General features: G+C 62.1%; 28 protein-coding genes. 19 read left to right on the top strand and 9 right to left on the bottom strand.

The window, feature by feature from the left end; genetic code table 11:
• Positions 1–19: 19 nt before the first annotated feature.
• Positions 20–544: a GNAT family N-acetyltransferase gene (locus AB8B02_RS21260; RefSeq protein ID WP_093757224.1), complete on the bottom strand. Its 525-nt coding sequence runs from the start codon at positions 542–544 to the stop codon at positions 20–22.
• Positions 545–660: 116 nt separating this feature from the next.
• On the opposite strand from AB8B02_RS21260, the gene AB8B02_RS21255 reads away from it, so the two are divergent.
• From AB8B02_RS21255 to AB8B02_RS21200, 12 genes are all read left to right on the top strand, one after another.
• On the top strand, positions 661–1902 hold the full coding sequence (locus AB8B02_RS21255) for an MFS transporter (RefSeq protein WP_093757223.1): 1242 nt from the start codon (positions 661–663) through the stop codon (positions 1900–1902).
• A gap of 106 nt (positions 1903–2008) precedes the next feature.
• Positions 2009–2608: a superoxide dismutase gene (locus AB8B02_RS21250; protein WP_093757222.1), complete on the top strand. Its 600-nt coding sequence runs from the start codon at positions 2009–2011 to the stop codon at positions 2606–2608.
• A gap of 170 nt (positions 2609–2778) precedes the next feature.
• Entirely contained in the window at positions 2779–3153 is a 375-nt protein-coding gene (gene crcB, locus AB8B02_RS21245) for a fluoride efflux transporter CrcB (protein ID WP_089265774.1), read from the top strand.
• 90 nt (positions 3154–3243) lie between these two features.
• Positions 3244–3456 carry a hypothetical protein gene (locus AB8B02_RS21240; RefSeq protein WP_439065090.1) on the top strand — a complete coding sequence of 71 codons (213 nt, stop codon included), beginning with the start codon at positions 3244–3246 and terminating at the stop codon, positions 3454–3456.
• Positions 3453–4211, top strand: coding sequence for a metal ABC transporter ATP-binding protein (locus AB8B02_RS21235; protein ID WP_439065089.1), 759 nt, complete (start codon positions 3453–3455; stop codon positions 4209–4211). The genes AB8B02_RS21240 and AB8B02_RS21235 overlap by 4 nt, the downstream gene beginning before the upstream one ends.
• 5 nt (positions 4212–4216) lie before the next feature.
• Entirely contained in the window at positions 4217–5086 is an 870-nt protein-coding gene (locus AB8B02_RS21230) for a metal ABC transporter permease (protein ID WP_089265777.1), read from the top strand.
• Between the two features lie 47 nt (positions 5087–5133).
• On the top strand, positions 5134–5979 hold the full coding sequence (locus AB8B02_RS21225; RefSeq protein WP_439065910.1) for a metal ABC transporter substrate-binding protein: 846 nt from the start codon (positions 5134–5136) through the stop codon (positions 5977–5979).
• 51 nt (positions 5980–6030) lie between these two features.
• Complete coding sequence (locus AB8B02_RS21220; protein ID WP_184512079.1) at positions 6031–7074, top strand: CobW family GTP-binding protein; 1044 nt, start codon at positions 6031–6033, stop codon at positions 7072–7074.
• On the top strand, positions 7074–8096 hold the full coding sequence (locus AB8B02_RS21215) for a WD40 repeat domain-containing protein (RefSeq protein ID WP_420878672.1): 1023 nt from the start codon (positions 7074–7076) through the stop codon (positions 8094–8096). Before AB8B02_RS21220 ends, AB8B02_RS21215 begins: the two co-directional genes overlap by 1 nt.
• A 95-nt stretch (positions 8097–8191) precedes the next feature.
• Positions 8192–8908, top strand: a complete 717-nt coding sequence (locus AB8B02_RS21210; protein WP_089265780.1) for an MgtC/SapB family protein — start codon at positions 8192–8194, stop codon at positions 8906–8908.
• Positions 8909–9019: 111 nt separating this feature from the next.
• A complete protein-coding gene (locus AB8B02_RS21205; protein ID WP_439065088.1) occupies positions 9020–9358 on the top strand; it encodes a hypothetical protein in 339 nt (112 codons plus the stop codon).
• Between the two features lie 228 nt (positions 9359–9586).
• Complete coding sequence (locus tag AB8B02_RS21200) at positions 9587–10327, top strand: acetoacetate decarboxylase (RefSeq protein WP_439065087.1); 741 nt, start codon at positions 9587–9589, stop codon at positions 10325–10327.
• Between the two features lie 121 nt (positions 10328–10448).
• On the opposite strand, the gene AB8B02_RS21195 is transcribed toward AB8B02_RS21200, so the two are convergent.
• The 7 genes from AB8B02_RS21195 to AB8B02_RS21165 all read right to left on the bottom strand — a co-directional run bounded on the left by AB8B02_RS21195 (position 10449) and on the right by AB8B02_RS21165 (position 16716).
• Complete coding sequence (locus AB8B02_RS21195) at positions 10449–10778, bottom strand: GIY-YIG nuclease family protein (protein ID WP_068728996.1); 330 nt, start codon at positions 10776–10778, stop codon at positions 10449–10451.
• 231 nt (positions 10779–11009) lie between these two features.
• Positions 11010–12455 (bottom strand): homospermidine synthase, encoded by a 1446-nt coding sequence (locus AB8B02_RS21190; protein WP_175367755.1) that lies wholly within the window; start codon positions 12453–12455, stop codon positions 11010–11012.
• 128 nt (positions 12456–12583) lie between these two features.
• Complete coding sequence (gene rnk, locus AB8B02_RS21185; RefSeq protein WP_439065909.1) at positions 12584–12988, bottom strand: nucleoside diphosphate kinase regulator; 405 nt, start codon at positions 12986–12988, stop codon at positions 12584–12586.
• Positions 12989–13259: 271 nt separating this feature from the next.
• Entirely contained in the window at positions 13260–13646 is a 387-nt protein-coding gene (locus tag AB8B02_RS21180) for a RidA family protein (RefSeq protein ID WP_175367756.1), read from the bottom strand.
• A gap of 53 nt (positions 13647–13699) precedes the next feature.
• A complete protein-coding gene (locus tag AB8B02_RS21175) occupies positions 13700–14296 on the bottom strand; it encodes a GNAT family N-acetyltransferase (protein ID WP_439065086.1) in 597 nt (198 codons plus the stop codon).
• 148 nt (positions 14297–14444) lie between these two features.
• Positions 14445–15587 carry a type III PLP-dependent enzyme gene (locus tag AB8B02_RS21170; protein WP_068728986.1) on the bottom strand — a complete coding sequence of 381 codons (1143 nt, stop codon included), beginning with the start codon at positions 15585–15587 and terminating at the stop codon, positions 14445–14447.
• An 877-nt stretch (positions 15588–16464) separates the two neighbouring features.
• Complete coding sequence (locus tag AB8B02_RS21165) at positions 16465–16716, bottom strand: hypothetical protein (RefSeq protein WP_068728984.1); 252 nt, start codon at positions 16714–16716, stop codon at positions 16465–16467.
• A 131-nt stretch (positions 16717–16847) separates the two neighbouring features.
• Between AB8B02_RS21165 and AB8B02_RS21160 the strand changes: the two genes are divergently transcribed.
• The 6 genes from AB8B02_RS21160 to AB8B02_RS21135 all read left to right on the top strand — a co-directional run bounded on the left by AB8B02_RS21160 (position 16848) and on the right by AB8B02_RS21135 (position 23633).
• On the top strand, positions 16848–18938 hold the full coding sequence (locus AB8B02_RS21160; RefSeq protein ID WP_184512073.1) for a M3 family metallopeptidase: 2091 nt from the start codon (positions 16848–16850) through the stop codon (positions 18936–18938).
• 13 nt (positions 18939–18951) lie between these two features.
• Positions 18952–19587, top strand: coding sequence for a DUF1007 family protein (locus AB8B02_RS21155; protein WP_231079133.1), 636 nt, complete (start codon positions 18952–18954; stop codon positions 19585–19587).
• A gap of 89 nt (positions 19588–19676) precedes the next feature.
• A complete protein-coding gene (locus tag AB8B02_RS21150; protein WP_439065085.1) occupies positions 19677–20846 on the top strand; it encodes a nickel/cobalt transporter in 1170 nt (389 codons plus the stop codon).
• Positions 20847–20917: 71 nt separating this feature from the next.
• Entirely contained in the window at positions 20918–21955 is a 1038-nt protein-coding gene (hemH, locus tag AB8B02_RS21145; RefSeq protein WP_439065084.1) for a ferrochelatase, read from the top strand.
• A 234-nt stretch (positions 21956–22189) separates the two neighbouring features.
• Complete coding sequence (locus AB8B02_RS21140) at positions 22190–23179, top strand: SPFH domain-containing protein (protein WP_089265787.1); 990 nt, start codon at positions 22190–22192, stop codon at positions 23177–23179.
• A 10-nt stretch (positions 23180–23189) separates the two neighbouring features.
• Entirely contained in the window at positions 23190–23633 is a 444-nt protein-coding gene (locus AB8B02_RS21135) for an NfeD family protein (protein ID WP_093757207.1), read from the top strand.
• On the opposite strand, the gene AB8B02_RS21130 is transcribed toward AB8B02_RS21135, so the two are convergent.
• The gene (locus tag AB8B02_RS21130) at positions 23634–23975 is read right to left on the bottom strand and encodes a winged helix-turn-helix transcriptional regulator (RefSeq protein ID WP_439065083.1); all 342 of its coding nucleotides are present in this window, start codon (positions 23973–23975) and stop codon (positions 23634–23636) included.
• Positions 23976–24047: 72 nt separating this feature from the next.
• Here AB8B02_RS21130 and AB8B02_RS21125 point away from each other — a divergent pair, with 72 nt between their 5' ends.
• Positions 24048–24596: a carboxymuconolactone decarboxylase family protein gene (locus AB8B02_RS21125; protein WP_439065082.1), complete on the top strand. Its 549-nt coding sequence runs from the start codon at positions 24048–24050 to the stop codon at positions 24594–24596.
• Positions 24597–24598 lie beyond the last annotated feature (2 nt).

Raw genomic sequence — 24598 nt, 5'->3', positions numbered from 1 at the left:
TCAGGTCAACCGGTGGCGGTCACCACGGCAGCCCGCACAGGTCCATCTCGCCTTCATGCGGCGCTCGCTTCAGGTAGGACACCAGCGGGGTCATGACATCGAAGCGTACCCGCTCGCCGTGCTGTTCGGCATAGACCTCGCCGATGAACGGCTTCCAGTTGCGGCGGGTGTAGAAATCCAGATTGTGCGGTTCGCAGAACAGCAGCGCAAAATCGGTGGCGCGTTCGTCTTTCAGCGTATGGAGTGCGGCGGTGAGCGCCAGACTGGCCAGACCGCGACGACGATAGTCGGGATGCGTCACAACGCCGCCGATGCCGCCAATCCGCGTCTTGCGATCCTTCCATATGCCTTCGCGCCGATACAGGCCGACATGGCAGACCGGCTGTCCGTCGTCCTCCACGATGACCCGCAATTCGGGATAGGCGAAGACCACGTGTCCCCAGGGCAGTTTCTCGACCGCCTCGCGCGGCCAAACCAGGTCGAACAGCGGTTTGACACTCGGCCATGAGGCATCGCCGGTCACAATCTCGATTTCGATGCTCATTTCGGTCGCCACCTCTGCGCTTTGTGCAGCCCTTATAGGTCGGTCCGAGGGTAGTAAACCTGTCGAATCCAGTGCTTATCTGAGAATAATATTCTAGGTATCAAGGAAACGTTGGAATGACTGAGGCGGAGCTCTCCAAATACCAGCGCTGGGCGATTTTGGCCGGCGCGGCGACGCTGCTCAGCCTGGCCATGGGCATGCGCCAGAGCTTCGGCCTGTTTCAACCCTCGATTCTGCGCGACACCGCCATCACCACGGCTGATTTCTCCCTGGCCACCGCTTTGCAGAACGTGATCTGGGGCATCTCGCAGCCCTTCATCGGTGCTATCGCCGATCGTTTCGGCACCCGTCACGTCATGATCACCGGCGTTTTGATTTATGCCGCCGGTCTCGTCCTGATGATGGTCGCGACCACGCCGTTGGTGTTCACGCTTGGCGCCGGCCTTTGCGTCGGCCTCGCGCTGTCCTGCACGGCATCGAGCATGACCATGACGGTAGCTTCGCGCAGCGTCTCCGCCGCCAAGCGCAGCGTCACCATGGGCGCGGTGTCGGCTGCAGGTTCGCTCGGTCTCGTCATCGCGTCGCCGCTGGCGCAGACGCTGATCTCGACGGCGGGCTGGCAAGTGGCGCTGATCGGCTTTCTCGGCCTCGCTGCGGTGATGCTCCCCGCTGCGCTGTTTGCTGGCCAGTCTGACAAGATCGAACGCGCACCGGCGGATGAGCTGCAGCAATCTTTGGGAGAAGTGGTGCAGTCCGCACTCGGTCATTCCGGTTATATCGTGCTGGCGTTGTCGTTCTTTGTCTGCGGCCTGCAGCTAGTATTCATCACCACGCATCTGCCGAATTATCTGGCGATCTGCGGCCTCGACGCGTCGCTTGGCGCCACCGCGCTGGCAATAGTCGGTCTGTTCAATGTGTTTGGCTCCTATGCCTTTGGCTGGCTTGGCGGCCGTTATCCGAAGCAGATTTTGCTCGGCGGAATTTACATCGTTCGCTCGTTGGCGCTCGCCACTTATTTCTATTTTCCGGCGACGCCGACCACGACCATGGTCTTCGCAGCCGTGCTGGGGTCGCTCTGGCTCGGCGTGGTCCCGCTGGTGAACGGCCTCGTCGCGCAGCTGTTCGGGTTGCGCTTCATGGCGACACTCACGGGCATCGCCTTCCTCAGCCATCAGGCAGGATCTTTCCTGGGCGCCTGGGGCGGCGGCATGATCTTCTCTCATCTCGGCAATTACGATCGTGCCTGGCAATTCGCCGTCGTGATCGGGATGATCGCCGGATGCTTCCAGATGCTGATGAATGTGAAGCCGCCAGTGCGGCGCGATGCCGTCTCCGCCGCAATGCCGAGCGCGGCCTGATCGCGAAGCGATCGGGGATCGCAAAGATGGGAGTGTCGGAGCCGGGCGGAACCTTCTATAAGGGTTCCCGTTAAGCCAACTCTCCCATTATTGCGGATCTTGACCCATGACCTTCACGCTTCCCAATCTGCCTTACGCCTATGACGCGCTCGCGCCGCATATGTCGAAGGAAACGCTGGAATTCCATCACGATAAGCACCATCAGGCTTACGTGACCAACGGCAATAACCTGCTGAAGGGCACCGAATTCGAAGGCAAATCGCTTGAAGAAATCGTGAAGGGCTCGTTCGGCAAGAATGCCGCGCTCTTCAACAATGCCGGCCAGCACTACAACCATCTCCACTTCTGGAACTGGATGAAGCCGAACGGCGGTGGCGACAAGCTACCCGGCCGTCTGGAGAAGAAGATCACCGAGGATCTCGGCGGTCTCGAGAAGTTCAAGACCGACTTCGCCGCTGCAGGCGTTGGCCAGTTCGGCTCCGGCTGGGCCTGGCTCTCGGTCAAGAACGGCAAGCTGGAAATCTCCAAGACCGCGAACGGCGAAAGCCCGTTGGTCCATGGCGCGACCCCGATCCTCGGCGTCGACGTCTGGGAGCACTCCTACTACATCGACTATCGCAACCGTCGTCCCGACTATCTCAAGGCGTTCGTCGATCATCTCGTGAACTGGGAATATGTCGACGAGCAGTTCGGCAAGGCGGTCTGATCGCTTTCGATCTGCGTTTAATGACGCGCGGGAAGGGCGGTGGCGCAAGCTGCCGCCTTTTTTCGTTGTCGTGACGTTTTCGTGTCTTGGTTGACCTGCTGCGACTTGCCGCCGCAGGCACGCTGCGGCAAAACGGAATGACGTGAGCCACTAAGCGCAGCGGGTATTAGATGAATTATGTTTTGGTTTTTGTCGGCGGCGGCCTTGGCGCCACCTTGCGCCATGTCATCAACATGACCTGCGCTCGCTGCATGGGAGCGGCGTTCCCGTGGGGCACCTTCATCATCAACATCACTGGCTCCACGGTGATGGGCCTGATCGCCGGCTATCTCGCTTACAAGGGTGAGGCCTCGCAGCCCTGGCGCCTGTTCCTGATGACCGGCATCCTCGGCGGCTACACGACCTTTTCGGCCTTTTCACTGGATACGGCAGTGCTCTATGAGCGCGGCGAATTGGGCCTTGCCCTGGCCTATGTGCTGGGCTCAGTGGTGCTGTCGATTGCCGGGCTCTTTGCCGGCCTGGCGCTGGTCCGCCATTTCGCCTGATCCGCTCCGGGCTTGCGGTATGTTATAATATAACATAAATGACAGTGAGGCGTTTTGGCGCCGGGTTTCCACTGGCTCAGGCCCTATTTCATGGCGCATTCCCATTCCCACGGTCATGACCACTCCCATGGTCACGCGCACGGCCACGGTCATGCCCACAGCCATGGCCCGGCAAGCCCGCATCCGGCCCAGCCCGCGCCCTGGTCGATCCTGCGCATGACGTTGCCCGCACGGCTGGGGGCTGCGCTGGCGGTCTCCGCAGCGCTCTGGGCGGTGGTTCTGCTGGCGATGAGGCCATCATGACGGCACAGCTCGCTTTCCAGAACGTCACACTGGGCTATGACCGGCATCCGGCGGTGCATCACCTCAATGGCGAGATCGCCGCTGGCAGTTTGCTCGCGGTGGTCGGGCCGAACGGCGCCGGCAAATCCACGCTGTTTCGCGGCATCGTCGGCATCCTGAAGCCGCTGACGGGCGCGATCACACTTGGCGGCCTGAAGGCGCGCGACATCGCTTACCTGCCGCAGAGCGTCGATATCGACCGCACATTCCCTATTTCGGTGTTCGACTTCGTCGGCACAGGGCTTTGGCGCGCGACCGGGATATTCGGCGGCCTTGGCAAGACCGCGCGTGCGCAAATAGGACAGGCGCTCGCCTCTGTCGGCCTCAATGGTTTCGAGAATCGCAATATCGGCACGCTGTCGGGCGGCCAGATGCAGCGGATGCTGTTTGCGCGGGTGTTGTTGCAGGACGCACGCGTTATCGTGCTCGACGAGCCGTTCAATGCGATCGATACCAAGACGTCGGCGGACCTGATTGCGCTGGTGCGTCACTGGCATGCCGAGAAGCGCACGGTGCTGGCGGCGCTGCACGATATGGAGATGGTGCGCGCGCATTTCCCGGAGACGCTGCTGCTGGCGCGCGGCTCCGTGGCCTGGGGATCGACCCAGCAGGTGCTGACGGCGGATAACCTGCTGGAGGCGCGGCGCATGTGCGAAGCCTTCGACGATGGCGCCGGCACCTGTGTTGTCGACGCCGCACACTCGTGGGCGGCCTGATCGACATGCTCTACGATGCGCTGATCGCGCCTTTCCTCGAATTCGAATTCATGCGCCGCGCGCTGGCCGGCGTGGTTGCGCTCGCGCTCGGCGGCGCGCCGATCGGCGTGTTCCTGATGCTGCGGCGGATGAGCCTTGTGGGCGATGCCATGGCGCATGCGATTCTGCCGGGGGCGGCGATCGGCTTCCTGTTCTCGGGGCTAAATCTGTTTGCGATGACGTTTGGCGGCCTGATTGCAGGCTTTTCCGTCGCTTTGCTGGCAGGGCTGGTGTCGCGCGTGACCGTTATCAAGGAAGACGCATCGCTTGCCGCGTTCTATCTCGTATCACTCGCAGTCGGCGTCACCATCGTTTCGATGCGCGGCACCAATATCGATCTGCTGCATGTGCTGTTTGGCAATATTCTCGCACTCGACGATCAGACGCTGCTGGTGATCGCGTTCAACGCGACGATCACGTTGGTTGTGATGGCGGTGATCTATCGGCCACTGGTGATCGAATGCGTCGATCCGGTGTTTCTGCGCACCGTCTCGCGCGCCGGTGCACCCGCGCATCTGGCGTTTCTCGCGCTGGTCGTCGTTAATCTCGTCAACGGCTTTCACGCGCTCGGTACGCTGCTCGCGGTGGGGCTGATGATCCTGCCGGCGGGCATCGCGCGGTTCTGGTCGCGCGATATCACGGGGATGATGATGATCTCCGTCGCGAGCGCGATGGTCTCCGGTTACTTCGGTCTGGTGCTGTCGTTCCAGACCAAGGTGCCGTCCGGTCCCGCGATCATTCTGGTCGCCGCGGTGCTCTACGTATTTTCGGTTTTGTTCGGCAATGTCAGTGGCTTGGTGAGGCAGTTATTCCCCGGCCGGCATCTTGAGGCGTAGGTGTGTCAGTCATGCGGAAATCCAGCATATTCGTGCTTTCTGCTATCATGTCGCTCGTCGCTGCGATCGTCCCGGCGCGTGCGCAGGACAAGATCGATGTCGTCGCGAGTTTCTCCATCCTGGGTGACTTCGTGCGCAATGTCGGTGGCGAGCGAGTCGCTGTCACGACCCTGGTCGGCCCGAATGGCGATGCGCATGTCTACACACCGACGCCGCGTGACGCGAAAAAGATCGCCGATGCGAAGCTCGTGGTGGTCAACGGCCTCGGCTTCGAGGGCTGGTTGCCGCGGCTGGTGAAATCATCCGGCGGCAAGGCTGTCATCGTCACCGCGACACAGGGCATCGCACCGCGCAAGCTCGACTCGCACGAGGATCCGCACGCCTGGCAATCGGTGGCCAATGCCAGGATCTATGTCGCAAACATTCGCGATGCGCTGGCCAAGGCCGATCCTGCCGGTGCCGACACCTACAAGGCGAACGCCGAGGCCTATCTCGCGAAGCTGACGGCCCTCGACAGTGATGTGAAGGCAGCCATCGCTACCATTCCCACGGTACACCGCAAGGTGATCTCGACCCATGACGCCTTCGGCTATTTCGCGGCGGCCTATGGCATCGAATTTATTGCGCCGCAGGGCGTTTCGACGGATTCGGAGCCCAGCGCCAAGGATATCGCGGTCATCATCACCCAGCTCAAGATCTCGAAAATTCCGGCGGTTTTTCTGGAAAACATCGCCGATCCCCGGCTGATGCGCCGGATCGCCGCCGAGACCGGGGCAAAAATCGGCGGAACGCTGTATTCGGACAGTCTGACGGCCGAAAACGGCGATGCACCCACTTACATTGATATGGTCAGGCACAATATAAAGGCGCTGACGAGCGCGCTGACCAGTTAGCGCAGGGGCACCCCTGCTGCCGGCGCTGCACAAGACCCCGCCGGAGAGATCATGTCTGAAGCGACTGCCAACAAAATTCCCGTGACCGTGCTGACCGGCTATCTCGGCGCCGGCAAGACCACGCTGTTGAACCGCATCCTGTCGGAAAACCACGGCAAGAAATACGCTGTGATCGTCAACGAGTTCGGCGAGATCGGTATCGACAACGATCTCATCATCGGCGCGGATGAAGAAGTTTTCGAGATGAACAACGGCTGCGTCTGCTGCACTGTCCGCGGCGACCTCGTGCGTATTCTCGACGGCCTGATGAAGCGCAAGGGCAAATTCGACGCCATCATCGTCGAGACCACGGGTCTCGCGGATCCGGCCCCGGTCGCGCAGACCTTCTTCGTCGACGAGGACGTGCAGGCCCATGCGCGGCTCGATGCCGTCGTGACCGTGGCCGATGCCAAGTGGCTGAGCGATCGCCTCAAGGACGCGCCGGAAGCCAAGAACCAGATCGCTTTCGCCGATGTCATCGTGCTCAACAAGATCGATCTCGTGTCGAAGCCTGAGCTCGCCGAAGTCGAGGCGCGCATTCGCGCCATCAACCCCTACGCCAAGCTGCACAAGACCGAACGCGCGCAGGTGAAGCTGTCCGATGTGCTGGAGCGTGGCGCCTTCGATCTCGATCGCATTCTGGAGATCGAGCCGGAATTCCTCAATGCGGACGACGGTCACGATCATCATGACCACGATCACGGCCATCATCACCATCATGATCATGGCCACGGTGGTTTGAAGCACTATCACGACGAGGACATGCACTCGATGTCGCTGCGCACCGACAAGGCGCTCGATGCGTCGACCTTCATGCCCTGGCTGCAGGACCTGATGGCCAAGGAGGGCGGCAAGATTTTGCGCTCCAAGGGCATCCTGTCGTTCTCCGGCGATGACGAGCGCTATGTCTTCCAGGGCGTGCACATGATGCTCGAAGGCGATCATCAGCGGCCGTGGAAGGACGGCGAGAAGCGCGAAAGCCGTCTTGTCTTTATCGGTCGCGATCTGCCCGAGCAGCTGATCCGCGACGGCTTCGAACGCTGCATCCCCGCCTGATGATGTCCGATTTCAATCCGCTGCAGGAGCAGGAATCCATCGTTTCGGTCACCGACCGTGTGTTGCCGGTGGCCATCGGTGCGTCGGTCACATCAGTGCATTTTCTCGGCGACAAGGCAGCCTTTGTCGGCGCCGAAGAGAAAGTCACGCTGGTCGATCCGGCAGGCGCGATGTCGCCGGTCGAGGTCGCGTTCGGTGGCATCCTGTGCTCGACCTCCGACGGCAAGCGCATCGTGATGGGCTGCGACGACGGCAAGGTCGTCGTGCTCGACCGCGACGGCACAGTCTCGACCTTTGCGACCGACGCCAAGAGGCGCTGGATCGACAGTGTAGCTTTGCATCCCGACGGCGCTGTTGCGTGGTCGGCGGGCAAGACGGCCTTCGTGCAGGCGCCGAAGGGCGAAGTGAAATTCTTCGAGGTGCCATCGACCGTCGGCGGCCTTGCATTCGCGCCCAAAGGGCTGCGGCTCGCGATAGCCCACTACAACGGCGTGACGCTGTGGTTTCCCAACATGGCCGGCAATGCCGAAGTGCTGGAATGGGCCGGTTCGCATCTCGGCGTGACCTTCAGCCCGGACAACAAGTTTCTGGTCACCGCGATGCATGAGCCGGCGCTGCATGGCTGGCGTCTCGTGGACGGCAAGCACATGCGCATGACCGGCTATCCCGCACGCGTGCGCTCGATTTCCTGGAGCGCCGGCGGCAAGGGTCTCGCGACCTCGGGCGCCGATACGGTCATCATCTGGCCGTTTGCCAGCAAGGACGGCCCGATGGGCAAGGAGCCGGCGATGCTGGCGCCGCTCAAGGCCAAGGTCACCATGGTGGCCTGTCATCCCAAGCAGGACATCCTGGCCGCCGGTTACAGTGACGGCACCATCCTGATGGTCCGCATGACCGACGGCGCGGAAATTCTGGTACGCGCCAACAAGGGGCAGCCCGTCAGCGCGCTGGCCTGGAATGCCAAGGGTACGCTGCTGGCCTTCGCCGATCAGGACGGCGACGCGGGATTGCTGGAGCTGTAGTTCTTTCACCTCCCCTGTGGGGAGAGAGAGTCACGACGGTCGGTGCGAGGCGGCATTGTCATCCGCCCGTCACTTCCTGTACGCATGCAGACATCATGCGATTTTTGGCAACATTCCAGACCTACGACTTCCTCGACACGCTGCTCAGCCTGGCCACGGCCTTTGTGCTGGGCACGCTGATCGGTGCTGAGCGACAATATCGCCAGCGCACCGCGGGCCTGCGCACCAATGTGCTGGTGGCGCTCGGGGCGGCCGCTTTCGTCGATCTGGCAATGCAGCTGCACGGTGCCGATGGCGCGGTGCGCGTGATCGCCTATGTCGTCTCCGGCATCGGCTTTCTCGGCGCGGGCGTCATCATGAAGGAAGGCACCAATGTGCGCGGCCTCAATACGGCGGCGACGCTATGGAGTTCGGCCGCGGTGGGCTCCTGCGCCGGCGCGGACATGATCGCACAGGCTATCGCGCTTACATTTTTCGTGCTGGCCGGCAATACGTTGCTGCGGCCGCTGGTCAATGCGATCAACCGGGCGCCGCTGGACGCGAAGTCGTCGGAAGTGACCTATTACGTGCGGCTCACGGTCTCGCCCGAGGTGGTACCGGAGATGCGCGAGCGCCTGCAGGAGGCGCTGGAAGCCGCAAAATATCCGGTCGGCGATGTCGATGTGATCGAGCAGAGCGACACCCAGCAGGAGATCGTCGCCACGCTGGTCTCGACGGCCGTCGATCCCAAGGAGCTGGATGCCGTGGCCGCCCGGCTCGAGGCGTATGCCGGCGTGCGCAACGCCACATGGGACGTCAGCACCAAGGACTAGTCGTCCAAAAGAAGTCCAGTCCAGGGCGCCATCGGCGATCTGCGACTTTCCGGCTCGGGAACTTTGGCGGCCGGCTCCCGTTGTCACCGCACATTAACTGCGGTGGATGCCATGATCTCGACGACCCAGACGCGCGTGTTCCGGACTAATTTGGCGATCGCGATCTTGGCGACGGCTGCAGGATTGGGCGCATCGACGTCGGCAATGGCACGGCTCACGCTGACGCCACCATCCGCTCGATTTGCCCAGGCGACGCCGCCACTGCAGTCAACGCCGGGTGCCGAAAACAAGCCGTCGGCCCCCGCAGAACCCGCGACCACTGGCCAGCGCCCGCAGGAAACGCCGCCGCAGCCGGCGCGTCCGGATGCAGAAGCACGCGATGCCGGCGCCAAGCCGGCGCTGCCACCAGCGCCGGCTGAGAAGACCGCGCCGCCGATCACCACGAAATAGCGGAGCTTTCGAGGTCGCTGTCAAAGTCCCTCATGGTGAGGAGGCGCGTTTGCGCCGTCTCGAACCATGAGGCCGGGTTCTCCCAGTGTGCCGCCATCCTTCGAGACGCGCGCGAAGAGCGCGCTCCTCAGGATGAGGACGGTGTTTGTTGACGCTGCCCGCACAATAGTCTCGCCAGTTTCATCGACCGCCTTCATACTCCCTGCCAACAGTTTCATAGGGGGCACCATGAAGATCGAAGATATCAGGCGTAACGCCTATTCGATGCCGCTGACCAATCCGTCATTCCCGCGCGGGCCCTACAAATTCTACGACCGCGAATATTTCATCATCAGCTATCGCACCGACATGGACGCGCTGCAGGCTGTGGTGCCGGAGCCGCTGGAGATCGTCGACAACATCGTCAAATACGAATTCATCCGCATGCCCGATTCCACCGGCTTCGGCGACTATACCGAGACCGGGCAGGCGATTCCGGTCCGCCTCAACGGCGTCGAGGGCGTCTATATCCATTCGATGTATCTCGACGACGATGCGCCGATTGCCGGTGGCCGCGAGCTCTGGGGCTTCCCGAAGAAGCGCGCGACCCCGAAGATCGTGGTGGAGAGCGACGTGCTGGTCGGCACGCTGCATTACGGCTCCGTGCTCTGCGCTTCAGGCACTATGGGCTACAAGCACCGGCCGGTGGATCATGACACGGTGATGCATGCGCTGACGGTGCCGAACTTTATTCTGAAGATCATCCCGCAGGTCGATGGCACGCCGCGCATCTGCGAGCTGGTGCGCTATCACCTGGAAGAGATCAATCTCAAGGAAGCCTGGACCGGGCCTGCGGCACTCGGACTGTTCCCGCATGCGCTGGCGGATGTGGCGCGTTTGCCGGTGAAGGAGGTCGTGTCGGCATTGCACTTCAAGTGCGACCTGACGCTGGGATTGGGCGAAGTGGCGTTTGATTATCTGGCGAAATAGGAAGCGGGCGCCTCTGCCCGACCCTCATGGTGAGGAGGCGTTCTTGCGCCGTCTCGAACCATGAGGCCGAGGTGTCGAAGTGTGCGGCCATCCTTCGAGACGGCGCTGAAGAAGCGCCTCCTCAGGATGAGGGCTGAGCATGTGGTGGTTTCCGTAAGTGAGGTAACTTGCGTCGAGCAAGTTGCTTCAATATCGCGAAGTCGCCACGGATTAGCGCTTCCTTCTTCGCCCTGCTCCAGCGCTTGAGTTTACGCTCATTCTCGATCGCGTCGGTGATGCGCTCAAACCATTGCGAATACAACAGTTCGACAGGTCTGCGTGTAGACGTATAGCCGGGAAAGGTACCGGCGTTGTGCTGGGCTATTCTGATGTCGAGCGAGGTGCGTGTGATGCCGATGTAATAACTACCGTCGGCACACCTCACGATATAGAGAAACGCACCGTCCAGCATGGATCGGCTCCATTCTCTGAGAAATTGAAAGTTCCAATCTCAAGAATGGAGCAGTCGTTCGCACTGTCAAGTTGCTCTGCAGCCCAACCCTCATGGTGAGGAGGCGCTTCTTCAGCGCCGTCTCGAACCATGAGGGCACGGAGCCGAAGCCCGCGGCCATCCTTCGAGACGCAAATGGCGGCTGCGAGATGCAGCCGCCATTTGCTCCTCAGGATGAGGGCGGAGTGTTCGCTACCGCACCAGCACGTTTTTGAACTGCCACGGGTCGCTCGTGTCGATATCTTCCGGGAACAGGCCCGGACGGCCTTCGAGCGGCGTCCAGTCGGTGTAGTAGCCTTTCACCGGGCCGAGATAGGGTGTCTGGATCTCCAGCAGACGCTCGAAGTCGATCTCGTCGGCTTCGACGATGCCTTCGGTCGGGTGCTCCAGCGCCCACACCATGCCGCCGAGCACGGCCGAGGTTACCTGCAGGCCGGTGGCGTTCTGATAGGGCGCGAGTTCACGCGTCTCCTCGATGGAGAGCTGCGAGCCGAACCAGTAGGCATTGTTGTCGTGGCCGTAGAGCAGCACACCGAGTTCGTCGATACCGTCGACGATTTCGTTTTCGTCGAGGATGTGGTGCTTCGTCTGCATCTTGCCGGAGCCGAACATCTCGTGCAGCGACAGCACCGCATCGTCCGCCGGGTGATAGGCATAGTGGCAGGTCGGCCGGAACACCGCGGTGCCCGACGCGTCACGCACCGTGAAATAATCGGAGATCGAGATCGACTCGTTGTGGGTGACGAGGAAGCCGTATTGCGCGCCGCGCGTCGGGCACCAGGTGCGCACGCGCGTATTGGCGCCGGGCTGCATCAGGTAGATCGCAGCGCCGCAGCCGGCCTCATGGGTGTGTGCATTCTCCGGCATCCACTTTTCATGGGTGCCCCAGCCGAGTTCGGACGGCTGCACGCCTTCCGAGAGGAAGCCTTCGACCGACCAGGTGTTGACGAACACCTCCGGCGGCTTCGGCGACTTGGAGCGTTGCGTGTCGCGCTCGGCGATGTGGACGCCCTTGATACCGGCCTGCCGCATCAGGTCCGCCCATTCGGCCTTGGTCTTCGGCTGGGGGGCATTGAGCTTCAGGTCGGAAGCGACATTCAGCAGCGCCTGCTTGACGAAGAAGGAGACCATGCCGGGATTTGCGCCGCAGCAGGAGACCGCCGTGGTCGAGCCGGGCTTGCGGGCCTTCTTGGCGGCCAGCGTCGTTTCGCGCAAAGCGTAGTTGGAGCGCGCTTCGGCGCCCTTCGAGGCGTCGAAATAGAAGCCGAGCCAAGGCTCGTTGACCGTGTCGATGTAGAGCGCGCCGAGCTCGTTGCAGAGCTCCATGATATCGACCGAGCCGGTATCGACCGACAGGTTGACGCAAAAACCCTGGCCGCCGCCCTCAGTGAGGAGCGGCGTCAGCAGTTCGCGATAATTCTCCCTGGTCAGCCCCTGCTGGATGAAGCGCAGACCATGCTTGTCGCACAGCGCCTTGCGGCCCTCATCCTTGGGGTCGAGCACGGTGATGCGCGACTTGTCGTAGTCGAGATGCCGCTCGATCATCGGCACCATGCCCTTGCCGATCGAGCCGAAGCCGACGATCACGATGGGGCCGGTGATCTTCGCGTAGATCGGCGAGGCGGGGGATGAGGACATCAGCTTCTAACTCCAGACAGGATCAAGATGAACGCGCTGCGTCGTGCGCGGTTGGGAAAGGACAGTGACGATGTGACATCAGAATGAAATTTCGGGAATGAAATCTCGATGCCGGTATTAAATGCAGCTCAGCGGCGTATGCCGACCGAGAGAACGGTCAGCGAACGTGGTTCCCCCGAGGGCGTCTCGAATGTAATGGACTGCCCCGCAGAAAGGCCGATAAGCGCGGCTCCGATCGGGGTCAATACCGAAATTCGCCCGGCGTCCACGTCGGCGGAGGTCGGATAGACCAGTGTGACGTGCTTTTCCTGTCCGCTGATATCGTCGCGGAACGTCACATCGGACTCCATGCCGACGATTCCGGGCAATGGATGAGTGTCGGGCACGATCGTCGCGCGCTCAACTTCGTCGGCCAGAAAGTCGGCGGTCACGGGGTGCTTCTCTGCAGCGGCCTCGGCCAGTACGCTGAGACGCTCACCGTCGCTGCGGCGGAGTGTGATGGGCGGCAGCTCAGTGCGAAGGGAATGGATCATGGGTTTCACAGCCAAATGACGCCCGGCGCGCAAAGCGCCCGAGCATGCCAAGAATGATGAGGATGTTGAAATCGAACAAGCCCGGACGGCACGCGCGCGTGCGCCCGGGTCACATTCCTGCTTGAAGGTGACCGGCGCGGAGCAGTAAGCGGTTGCGGGGCAGGTTCGTCATGATGGCCGAAACCTATGTATCCTGCAGTGAAAGTCAACCGGCGATGGCGCCGTTGCTAGCAGCGACGTCAAACGGGTGTGTCTGACGCGCGGTTGACGATCAGCTGCGCCGCTTGGCGGTGACTTCGATTTCGACTTTCATCTCGGGCTTGTAGAGCCCGGAGACCACGAGGAGCGTGGCAGCGGGCCTGATCTCGCCGAGATGGGCACCGGTCACCGCAAACACCTTGTCGGCGTCGCTGGCGTCCGTGATGTAGTAGATCGCACGCACGATATCGGCCATGGCAAAGCCGGCCTCCTTCAGCGCGGCTTCAATGGTCTTGAAGCAGTTCTGTGTCTGTGCCGTGATATCTGCCGGCAAGATCATGGTGGTGTAATCGTAGCCGGTGGTTCCGGACACGAAGCAGAAATCGCCGTCGACCACGGCGCGGCTATAGCCAGCGGTCTTTTCGAACGGCGATCCGGTGGAAATCAGTTTGCGCGTCATACCGGGCTCTCCTGCGGAGGTGAGCTCCGCAATGCCGTGTCTTGGTGGTCAAATCAAGCCGCGTGGGCCAGATCGGCAGGCTCAGCAGCCTTGCGGACCCATTTACCGCTTCCGAAGATGATGCCGCGGGCGCCATCCAGCGCTCCGGGCTTCAGTTCAAGGCCGAGCAGGCGATCGCGCTCGAACGGCCCGGGCAGCGCCAGATCGGTCATTTTCCGGGGCATGAAGCCGAAGCGGGCGTAATAAGGTGCATCGCCGAGCAGCACGATGGCGCCATGGCCGCGCGCCGAGGCCTCGGCGATCGCGTGATTCATCAACGCGGCGCCAAGGCCAAGGTCGCGGGCACCCGGATCGACCGCCAGGGGGCCGAGCATCAACGCAGCTCGGCCCCCGGCGTCGACATGCCAAAGCCTGATCGTGCCGACCAGCCTGCCTTGCACCACCGCCGAGAAGGCCAGGCCTTCGGCGGGCAGTCGTCCGTCACGCAGTCGCTGGCAGGTGCGGGCATGGCGCGAAGCGCCGAAGCACACATCCAGCAGAGATTCACGGGCGGCGACGTCGGAGCCACGTTCCGCACGGATCTCGTACGAAGGGGCTGCGATGGGCAAAGCAACAGTGTTGTTGGTGGCGGTCTCGTGCAGATCGGTCATGGCATGTCGGTCCCCACTCCGTTTTTCACACGGAGTGTTGTCATCCAGAATTGGAAGGTGACGGGATGAGAGCCGGCGGGCCGGCTCTCCGATTAGTCATATCCGGGGTGGACGCCGGATATAGTGAGCGAACTTAAATTTGCAACGCTCAGATATGGAAGGTGCGCAGCGGCGGGAAGCCGTTGAACGCCACTGCCGAGTAGGTCGACGTATAGGCGCCGGTGCCTTCGATCAGCAGCTTGTCGCCGATCTCGAGAGTCACGGGCAGCGGATACGGCAGCTTCTCATACATCACGTCGGCCGAATCGCAGGTCGGGCCGGCGAGCACGCAGGGCGTCATCTCGGCGCCGTCATGCGGCGTCTTGATGGCGTAGCGGATCGACTCGTCCATGGTCTCGGCGAGACCGCCGAACTTGCCAATGTCCAGGTACACCCAGCGCACGTCGTCCTCGTCGCTCTTCTTCGAGATCAGAACGACTTCGGCTTCGATGATACCGGCATTGCCGACCATGCCGCGCCCCGGCTCGATGATGGTCTCCGGAATCGCGTTGCCGAAGTGCTTGCGCAGCGCACGGAAGATCGAACGGCCGTACTGCACGACCGCCGGGACTTCCTTGAGGTACTTGGTCGGGAAGCCACCGCCCATATTGACCATGGACAGGTTGATCCCGCGCTCGGCGCAGTCACGGAACACCGACGAGGCCATCGCCAGCGCACGGTCCCATGCCTTCACCTTGCGCTGCTGCGAGCCGACATGGAACGAGATGCCATAGGGCTCCAGGCCAAGACGCTTGGCGAGGTCCAGCACGTCGACAGCCATTTCCGGATCGCAGCCGAACTTGCGCGACAGCGGCCACTCGGCGCCGGCGCAATCGTAGAGAATGCGGCAGAACACGCGGGCGCCAGGAGCTGCACGCGCGATCTTCTCGACCTCAGCGGCGCAGTCGACCGAGAACAGGCCGATGCCGAGCGCGTGAGCGCGCGCGATATCGCGTTCCTTCTTGATGGTGTTGCCGAAGGAGATGCGGTCCGGCGTGGCGCCAGCGTCGAGCGCCATCTGGATTTCCTGCACCGACGCACAGTCGAAGCACGAGCCCATCGAGGCCAGCAGCGACAGCACTTCCGGCGCCGGATTTGCCTTCACCGCGTAGAACACGCGGCTATCAGGCAAAGCCTTCGCAAAGCTCTGGAAGTTGTCGCGCACGACTTCGAGGTCGACGACGAGGCACGGCTCGACATCGGTGCCCTCGTTGCGGCGGGCGCGGAGGAATTCCTGAATACGTTCGGTCATAGCACTCTCCCAAACGGCCCCGCGAAAGGGTCACGTTCAAAAAATGATGACGGTTCAGCGCTTTCGGACCCAGGCACGCGATGGAGGCGTGACAAAGCCAAAAGTACAGACCGTAAGTGCTGCCGTGGATTGGTTGGGGGTGACCCTACCGCACACCTGGCAATGAAGGACAAGCCTCTTCGGTATTCGCGCTGGCTGTTGGAAAGCCAGCAGAGACCAAAAAAGCCCGCTCCGTCGTTGCTTTAAGTCGCGTCCCCCGTTGAGAACGAGGTGCGCCGGTTCGCCTCCGGCTGCCAGTCACGGTTGCAAAGAACAAAGTCACCTTCAACGGCATCTCTGGAGAGAGATGCTGGCCTTTCGCAAAACTCCGCGAACGACCCTCGGCTTCTTCATCCCTTGGCGGCTGTCCGGCCTCTTGTCCGGATACCTACCGACTGACACACGACCACAGGCACGTGCGAAATTGGGCAAGACCGGAAATAGGTTCTTTGACCCTGCTACGCAACAATTTTTTTGGGCTGTGGGGCATTTTATTCAACGCCATCGCGCAGCGTTGCAAACGAGACGCACTCAGCGCGCTCAACATGAACGGATGTTAAGTTCGGTTAAGGAATTGGAGTGGTGTGAGGCTGGTGTGGAGTGCTGAACTACACCAGCGTCATGGTTCTGTAGTCGTCCTCTCGTGCGGCTGTCATCTCGCTCTCGGTTGTTGTTCTCCGCGAAAGCGGAGAATCCCATAAACGCTGTAATCAGCGACGAATCGCGAACCGCGCCGGTTACTGGGGCGCCCAATTCAAGCGCGCAATTGCGCGCCTGGCTGGGCGATGACAGTCGAGTGTGAGAAGCCGGAGAGTGGAGTTGCGCGGGCGCAGAGCGATCAGCCGCGGCGGGTGAACGGCTCGATCCGTGCGGCGGTGCGCAGGAAGGCGACCATGATGGCGACGCCGCACAGGAACAGGCAAACCTGGAGGATGTGTTCGCCGGTGGTGGAGAGGCCGAACAGGATCGACAGCGCCCAGCCGCCCGCGAAGGCGGCGCCGAACACTTCCGCGCCGATCAGGATCGCCGCCGAGATGACGGTGATGACGCTGGGCCAGTAGATGCGGCGAGGGGCGGTGGAGGTGGTCATAATCTCAAGGTCCTGTTTCGGGCCGCAATCTCTCCGAAAAAGCCTGCTGCGGCAAGCACTAAAGGGCCCAAAAAAGCCCCATCGCGTGGTATAGATCGACGCATTCTATGGGCTTCAAAGCAGGATTTCTTATGTCAGAAACGTCGGTCTCGCCGGTTGCGTCGAAAGGTCTCGAAAATCCGCTTCTGAAAGCCTGGCAGACCCCGTTCGAGACCCCGCCGTTCGACGAGATCAAGCCCGAGCACTTCATGCCGGCCTTCGAACAGGCGTTTTTCGACCATTCGGCCGAGATTGCCGCGATCGTGAACGATCCGGCCGCGCCTGACTTCGCCAATACGATCACGGCGCTGGAGCGCTCCGGCAAGTTGCTCAGCCGTGTGGCATCGGTGTTCTACGATCTGGTGTCGGCGCATTCCAATCCGGCGATCCTGGAGATCGACAAGGACGTGTCGTCGCGGATGGCGCGGCACTGGAATCCGATCATGATGAATGCCGTGTTGTTCGGCCGCATCGTGGCGCTGCATGACAAACGCGCCGAGCTCGGCCTCACCACCGAACAGATGCGTCTCCTGGAGCGGACCTATACCCGCTTCCACCGCTCCGGCGCCGGCCTCGACGAGACCGCCAAGGCGCGGATGGCCGAGATCAACGAGCGCCTGGCGCATCTCGGCACCAGTTTCAGCCATCATCTGCTCGGCGACGAGCAGGAGTGGTTCATGGAGCTGGGCGAGGGCGACCTCGATGGGCTCGCCGAGAGCTTCGTCGCCTCTGCCAGGGCCTCGGCTGATGAGCGCGGCATGACTGGCAAGGCGATCATCACCACGTCGCGGTCCTCGATGGAGCCGTTCCTGAAAAGCGCGGCGCGGCGCGACCTGCGCGAGAAGGCCTACAAGGCCTTCATCCAGCGCGGCAACAATGGCAACGCCAATGACAATAACGAGACGATCGTCGAAATCCTGAAGCTGCGCGAGGAGACCGCGAAAATCCTGGGCTTCCCGACCTTCGCGGCCTACCGGCTGGAGGATTCCATGGCCAAGACGCCGGAGGCCGTGCGCGGTCTGCTGGAGCGCGTCTGGAAGCCAGCCCGCGCCCGCGCGCTGGCCGATCGCGATGCGCTGCAGGAGCTGATTGCGGAGGAGGGTGGCAACTTTAAGCTCGCTGCCTGGGATTGGCGCTATTACGCCGAGAAGCTGCGCCAGCGCCGCGCCAATTTCGATGATGCGGCGATCAAGCCTTATCTGACCCTCGACAATATGATCGCGGCGCAATTCGACACCGCGACGCGCTTGTTCGGCATCACCTTCGCCGAGCGCAAGGACGTGCCGGTCTGGCATCCCGACGTCCGCGTCTGGGAGGTCAAGGATGCCAAGGGGGCGCTCAAGGCGATCTTCTATGGCGACTACTTCGCCCGCCCGTCGAAGCGCTCCGGCGCCTGGATGACCTCGCTGCGCGACCAGCAGAAGCTCGACGGCGACGTGGCGCCGCTGGTGCTGAACATCTGCAATTTCGCCAAGGGCACCGACGGCCAGCCATCGCTGCTGTCGCCGGACGATGCGCGCACGCTGTTCCACGAATTCGGCCACGGCCTGCACGGGATGCTGTCCAACGTCACCTATCCCTCGCTGTCGGGGACGTCGGTGTTCACCGACTTCGTCGAACTACCGTCGCAACTCTATGAACACTGGCAGGAGCAGCCGCAGGTGCTGCAGACTTTTGCCAAGCACTACCAGACCGGCGAGCCGCTGCCCGACGATCTGCTGAAGCGGTTCATCGCTGCCCGCAAGTTCAACCAGGGCTTTGCCACGGTAGAATTCGTATCCTCGGCGCTGATCGATCTCGAATTCCACACCCAGCCGGCCTCGGCCTCCGCCGATGTCGCGGCCTTCGAGAAGAAGGAGCTGGAGAAGATCGGCATGCCCGAGGAAATCGCGCTGCGACACCGGCCGACGCAATTCGGGCACATCTTCTCCGGCGATCACTATGCGTCTGGCTACTACAGCTACATGTGGTCCGAAGTGATGGATGCGGACGCCTTCGGCGCCTTCGAGGAAGCCGGCAACATCTTCGATCCCGCAGTGGCCAAGCGGCTGCATGACGACATCTATTCGTCGGGCGGTTCGGTCGATCCCGAAGCAGCCTATATCGCGTTCCGCGGCCGTGCCCCCGCGCCGGATGCGCTGCTGCGGCGGCGCGGGTTGTTGGAAGAGCCTGAGGCGGCGTGAGGTGATACTTCTGATGAACCGCTTTTTGGGTCTGATCGCGATCGTTGTTGCGCTGGCTGGCGGCATCACCGCCGCCTCGGCCCACCCGCATGTCTTCGTCACGGCATCCAGCGAACTGATCTACGCGCCGGACGGCACCATCACCGGCGTGCGCCATGCCTGGGTATTCGACGACATGTTCTCGACCTATGCGCTGCAGGGCATCGAGAGCAAGACCAAGGGCGTCTATACCCGCGAGGAGCTGGCGCCGCTGGCACAGACCAATGTGGAGTCGCTGAAGGAATTCGCCTTCTTCACCTTCGCCAAGGTGGAGGGCAAGAAGCAGCGCTTCAACGATCCCGTCGACTATTATCTGGAGAAGCGTGACGCCGCGCTGGTGCTGCACTTCACGCTGCCGTTCAAGACGCCGTTCAAGGCCAAGAAGATGGAACTCGAAATCTTCGATCCGAGCTTCTTCGTCGATTTCGGTCTGGAGAAGAAAGACCCCATCAAGCTGGCCGGCGCGCCGGCCTCCTGCACGATGGCGATCCAGCGCCCGTCGGACGGCGCCGCCAAGGCGCAGACCATGAACGAAGACACTTTCATGAATGGCGAGAACAGCAATTACGGCGCCATGTTCGCTAACAAGATCACGGTCGATTGCCCATGAGTGTAACTTCATCGACAGGTCTCTCCCCGCGTCATGCCCGGGCTTGTCCCGGGCATCCACGCCTAGACACCGGCATCCGGAAGACGTGGATGGCCGGAACAAGCCCGGCCATGACGAGCGGATGGAGTGTCGTTCTTGTTTGTGCGGTAGTGCTGGTCGTCGCCGCCATGACCGACGCTTCGCTGCATCACGCTCTCGCGCAGAATCCGTTCGGTGCGCCGAAGGGCGTGCCGGACTCGCAGGTCGGCGGCATCATCGGCTGGTTGCTCACCAAGCAGTCCGAATTCTACCGGGCGATGTCGGCGACCATCCGTGCCGCAAAGTCCGACGGCAGCGCCGTGTGGACGCTGCTGGCGATTTCCTTTGCTTACGGCATCTTCCACGCCGCCGGCCCAGGGCACGGCAAAGCGGTGATCTCGTCCTATCTGGTCGCCAATGAAGAGACCGCCAAGCGCGGTATCATATTGTCCTTCGTCTCGGCGCTGATGCAGGCGCTGGTGGCGGTGTTGATCGTGGGCATTGGCGCATGGCTGCTGAATGTCACGGCGAAGACCATGTGCAGCACCGAGCGCTGGGTGGAAATTGCGAGCTACGGCCTAATCGCGGCATTCGGCGCGCGGCTGGTCTGGAGCAAGGGGCGCGGCTTTGTCCGCGCCTTGCGACCGTCGCTGCCGGCCGCCGGCCCGCAGCTCGCGATGGCGCATGCTAGTGCGTCCGCGCATTCCCACGATCATGGCCATGACCACCATCACCACGAGCACGCTCACGGCCACGCGCATGCTCATGCGCACGCGCATTCGGCTCATGCCGAGGCGACGGCTTCAGCACATGCGCATCATGACGACAGTCATCATGATCACGTTCATGACGAGCATTGCGGCCATTCCCACGGTCCGACGCCTGATCAGCTCGCAGGCCCCGGTGGCTGGGCGCGCGGACTGTCGGCGGTGTTCACGGTGGGCATCCGGCCGTGTTCCGGCGCGATCCTCGTGCTGGTCTTCGCGCTGGCGCAGGGCATGTTCTGGGCCGGCATCGCTGCGACTTTCGTGATGGGCCTGGGAACCGCGATCACCGTGGCAACCATTGCCGTCATCGCCGTTTCCGCCAAGGGCCTCGCCCGCCGTCTGGCTGGTGGGCGCGACGGCAGCGGCGCGCTGGTGATGCGGGGGATCGAGTTCGGCGCGGCGGCGCTGGTGATGCTGTTCGGCGTTGGCCTGCTGCTGGGCTATGTCGCGGCCGAACGCGTCACCTGTTTCTGATCGCTGTCCTGCCCTGATGGACAGTCCGTCGTCTTGACAAGGTCCAGCCAAAGCGCGAAGCCACCGGCATCATGACAAATGTCGTTTCCCTCGAGCAGCCACTGGCCTCCACCCTGGAGATACCGGAACGCGTCGGCGTCTTGCTGGTCAATCTCGGAACTCCCGACACGGCGGATACCCGCGGCGTGCGCGTCTATCTCAGAGAGTTCCTGTCCGATCCGCGCGTGATCGAGAACCAGGGCCTGCTGTGGAAGCTGATCCTCAATGGCATCATCCTGACCACGCGGCCGCGCCGCAAGGCCAAGGACTATCTGAAGATCTGGAACACGGAGAAGAACGAGTCTCCGCTGAAGACGATCACGCGTGCGCAGTCCGACAAGCTCGCAGCCTCGCTCGATAGTCATACACATCTCGTGGTGGACTGGGCGATGCGCTACGGCAATCCCTCCATCCGCTCCCGCATTGCCGAGCTGACTGCAAAGGGCTGCGACCGCATTCTGGTGGTGCCGCTCTATCCGCAATATTCGGCGGCGACCTCCGCGACCGTTTGCGACGAAGTGTTCCGCGTGCTCGGCACCATGCGGGCGCAGCCGACGCTGCGGGTCACACCGCCTTATTATGATGAGCCGGATTATATCGGCGCGCTGGCGACCTCGATCGAGAAGCATCTGGCGACGCTGTCATTCGTGCCGGAAATGATCGTGGCGTCGTTCCACGGCATGCCGCAGAAATACATCGACAAGGGCGACCCTTATCAGGCGCAATGCGTGGCCACGACCGAAGCGCTGCGCAAACGGCTTGGGCCGGATGCGCCGAAGCTGCTGCTGACCTTCCAGTCCCGTTTCGGCTTCGATGCCTGGCTTCAGCCCTATACGGACAAGACCATCGAGCAGCTCGCTAAGGACGGCGTGCGTCGCATTGCCGTCGTAATGCCTGGCTTCTCGGCCGACTGCCTGGAGACGCTGGAAGAAATCGCGCAGGAGAATTGCGAGATCTTCATGCACAATGGCGGCGAGCAATTCTCTGCGATCCCCTGCCTCAACGACAGCGACGAGGGCATGGACACGATCCGCCAGCTTGTGCTGCGCGAGCTGCAGGGCTGGATCTAAGGGCGCTCCAACCCATCCACGTCATTGCGAGCGCAGCGAAGCAATCCAGAAGCCACAAGCGAAGACTGGATTGCTTCGTCGCAAGGGCTCCTCGCAATGACGGCTGAGAGGTCCGTGGCTCGTGATCACGTCGGCGCTCTCGCTTTTCCCGATTTCGAACCTTAAAATCCTCCACGCCGACAAAACAACGAGGCGCCATATGTTGCGCGTCCATTTTGCCGCAGGGAGACTTTGATGTCCGGTTACGACATTTTCGCCATCGCCGTTGTACTGCTGATCATCTTCACGCTGTTTGCCGGCGTGAAGACCGTGCCGCAGGGCTATGACTGGACCATCGAACGCTTCGGCAAATTCACCCGCACGCTGTCGCCAGGCCTCAACCTCATCATCCCTTATTTCGACCGCGTCGGTCGCAAGATGAACATGATGGAGCAGGTGATCAGCATCCCCGAGCAGGAAGTGATCACCAAGGACAACGCCACCGTCACCGTGGACGGCGTCGCGTTCTTCCAGGTGTTCGACGCGGCCAAGGCAAGCTACGAAGTGTCCGACCTCAATCAGGCGATCATCGTGCTGACCATGACCAACATCCGTTCGGTAATGGGCTCGATGGATCTCGATCAGGTGCTGTCGCATCGTGACGAGATCAATGAGCGGCTGCTGCGCGTCGTCGATGCCGCGGTGTCGCCATGGGGCCTCAAGGTCAACCGCATCGAGATCAAGGACATCGTGCCGCCGGCCGATCTGGTCGAGGCTATGGGCCGGCAGATGAAGGCCGAGCGTGTCAAGCGCGCCGATATTCTGCAGGCTGAGGGTCAGCGCCAGTCGGAAATTCTCCGTGCCGAAGGTGCCAAGCAGGGCCAGATCCTGCAGGCCGAAGGTCGCCGCGAGGCTGCGTTCCGTGACGCCGAGGCACGCGAGCGTTCCGCAGAGGCCGAAGCCAACGCAACGCGGGTGGTGTCGGAGGCGATTTCGAAGGGTGACGTTGCGGCGCTGAACTACTTCATCGCCGACAAATACATCAAGGCGTTCGGCCAGCTTGCGGAATCGCCGAACCAGAAGGTCATCATGCTGCCGGTGGAAGCCATGAGCATGCTGGGCTCGCTGGCCGGTATCGGCGAGATCGCCAAGGCGACCTTCGGCGAGAACTCGACCTCGGCCCAGGCTGCCGCGCGCCGCAGCGGATCAGTGCCGCCGGCGGGTACAACGCCGCCGCGCAGCTAGGGATTTCGCAATGGCCGAAATGTTCGTCACTTTGGGCAGCTGGAACTGGCTGATCTTTGGCGTGCTGCTGATGGCGCTGGAGCTGCTGGCGCCCGGCGTCTTCATGTTCTGGCTCGGGCTGTCCGCATTCCTCGTCGGCGTGCTGTCCTTCATCGTCACGCCGTCCTGGCAAGTGCAGATCCTGCTGTTCGGATTGTTCGCGCTGGCAGCCGTCCCGCTGTGGCGACGGATTGCGCGCCAGAAGCCCGGCGCCAATCCGAATCCGTTCCTCAACAAGCGCTCCGATGCGCTGGTCGGGCGTGTCTGCACGCTGGATCGACCGATCATCGACGGCGAGGGCATCGTGCGCATTGACGACACGGTCTGGCGCGTCAGTGGCCCGGATACGCCGGCAGGCACCAAGGTGAAGATTGTGAAGGCGGACGGAGCGAGCCTGACGGTGGATGTGGCTTGATCAGTCGGCGGCAAGCGATTTGCTCCACCGCTCCGCAAAATGATGCAGTGGCAGGAAGGTGTCCTGCAACTCCCGGCCCGTATCCGTCAGCCCATAGCCGTCGGGCCGCAGCGCGATCAGACCCGCGTCTCTGAGATCGCTCAGGCGTGCCTGCAGAACGGTAGGGGACGCGTCGTCGCAAGCCTCGCGCAGCGCTCGTGAGGTCAGGGAGTGCTCACGCAACTCCCAAAGAATGCGCAGCGTCCAGCGCCGGCCTAGCAGGTCGAGCAGCGCCATGATCGGTCGGCCGGTCGTCGAGCCGCGCACGGCGCGTCTGGGCTGCTTGGAAACGGACTTTGCCATCACATTCTCTCTTGCAGGTCGCTACAGAATATGTAGCATATCGCTACGATTATAGTAGCGCAGGAGTTGGGCATGTCACGCATCGCGCCGCTGCAGCCGCCTTATGCTTCCGATATTCAGACGCAATTCGATGCGATCATGCGCGGGGCGCCGCCGCTGATGCTGTTTCGCGTGATCGCCGGTCATCCGAGGGCATGGAGCAAATTTCGCGCAGCTGGCCTGCTTGATCGCGGACCGCTGTCGCTGCGGGAGCGCGAGATTGTCATAGATCGCACCTGCGCACTGACCGGATGCGAATATGAATGGGGCGTCCATGTCGCGACCTTTGCAGACGCGGCGAAACTGACGGAAGCTGAGGTGAAGGCGACCGTTGACGGTGACTCACAGGCGACATGCTGGTCGTCAGCGGAACAAGCTCTGATCGCGGCAGTCGATGCGCTGCATCACCGCGCCACGCTCAGCGATGAGGAGTTCAAGACGCTGGCCGCTCACTACGATGACGCGAAAATCTTCGAGATCATCCTGCTGTGTGGATTCTATCGTACGGTGTCGTACATCGCGAACGGCTTGGCATTGCCACTCGAAGCGAATGCGGCAAGGTTCCTGCGAACTGCCAGCTAACG

Origin of the sequence: Tardiphaga sp. 862_B3_N4_1, assembly GCF_051811085.1 — a bacterium.
GTDB classification, from domain to species: domain Bacteria; phylum Pseudomonadota; class Alphaproteobacteria; order Rhizobiales; family Xanthobacteraceae; genus Tardiphaga; species Tardiphaga robiniae.
Note: the sequence above shows the minus strand (reverse complement) of the source record. Positions and strands in the feature narration are given on the sequence as shown.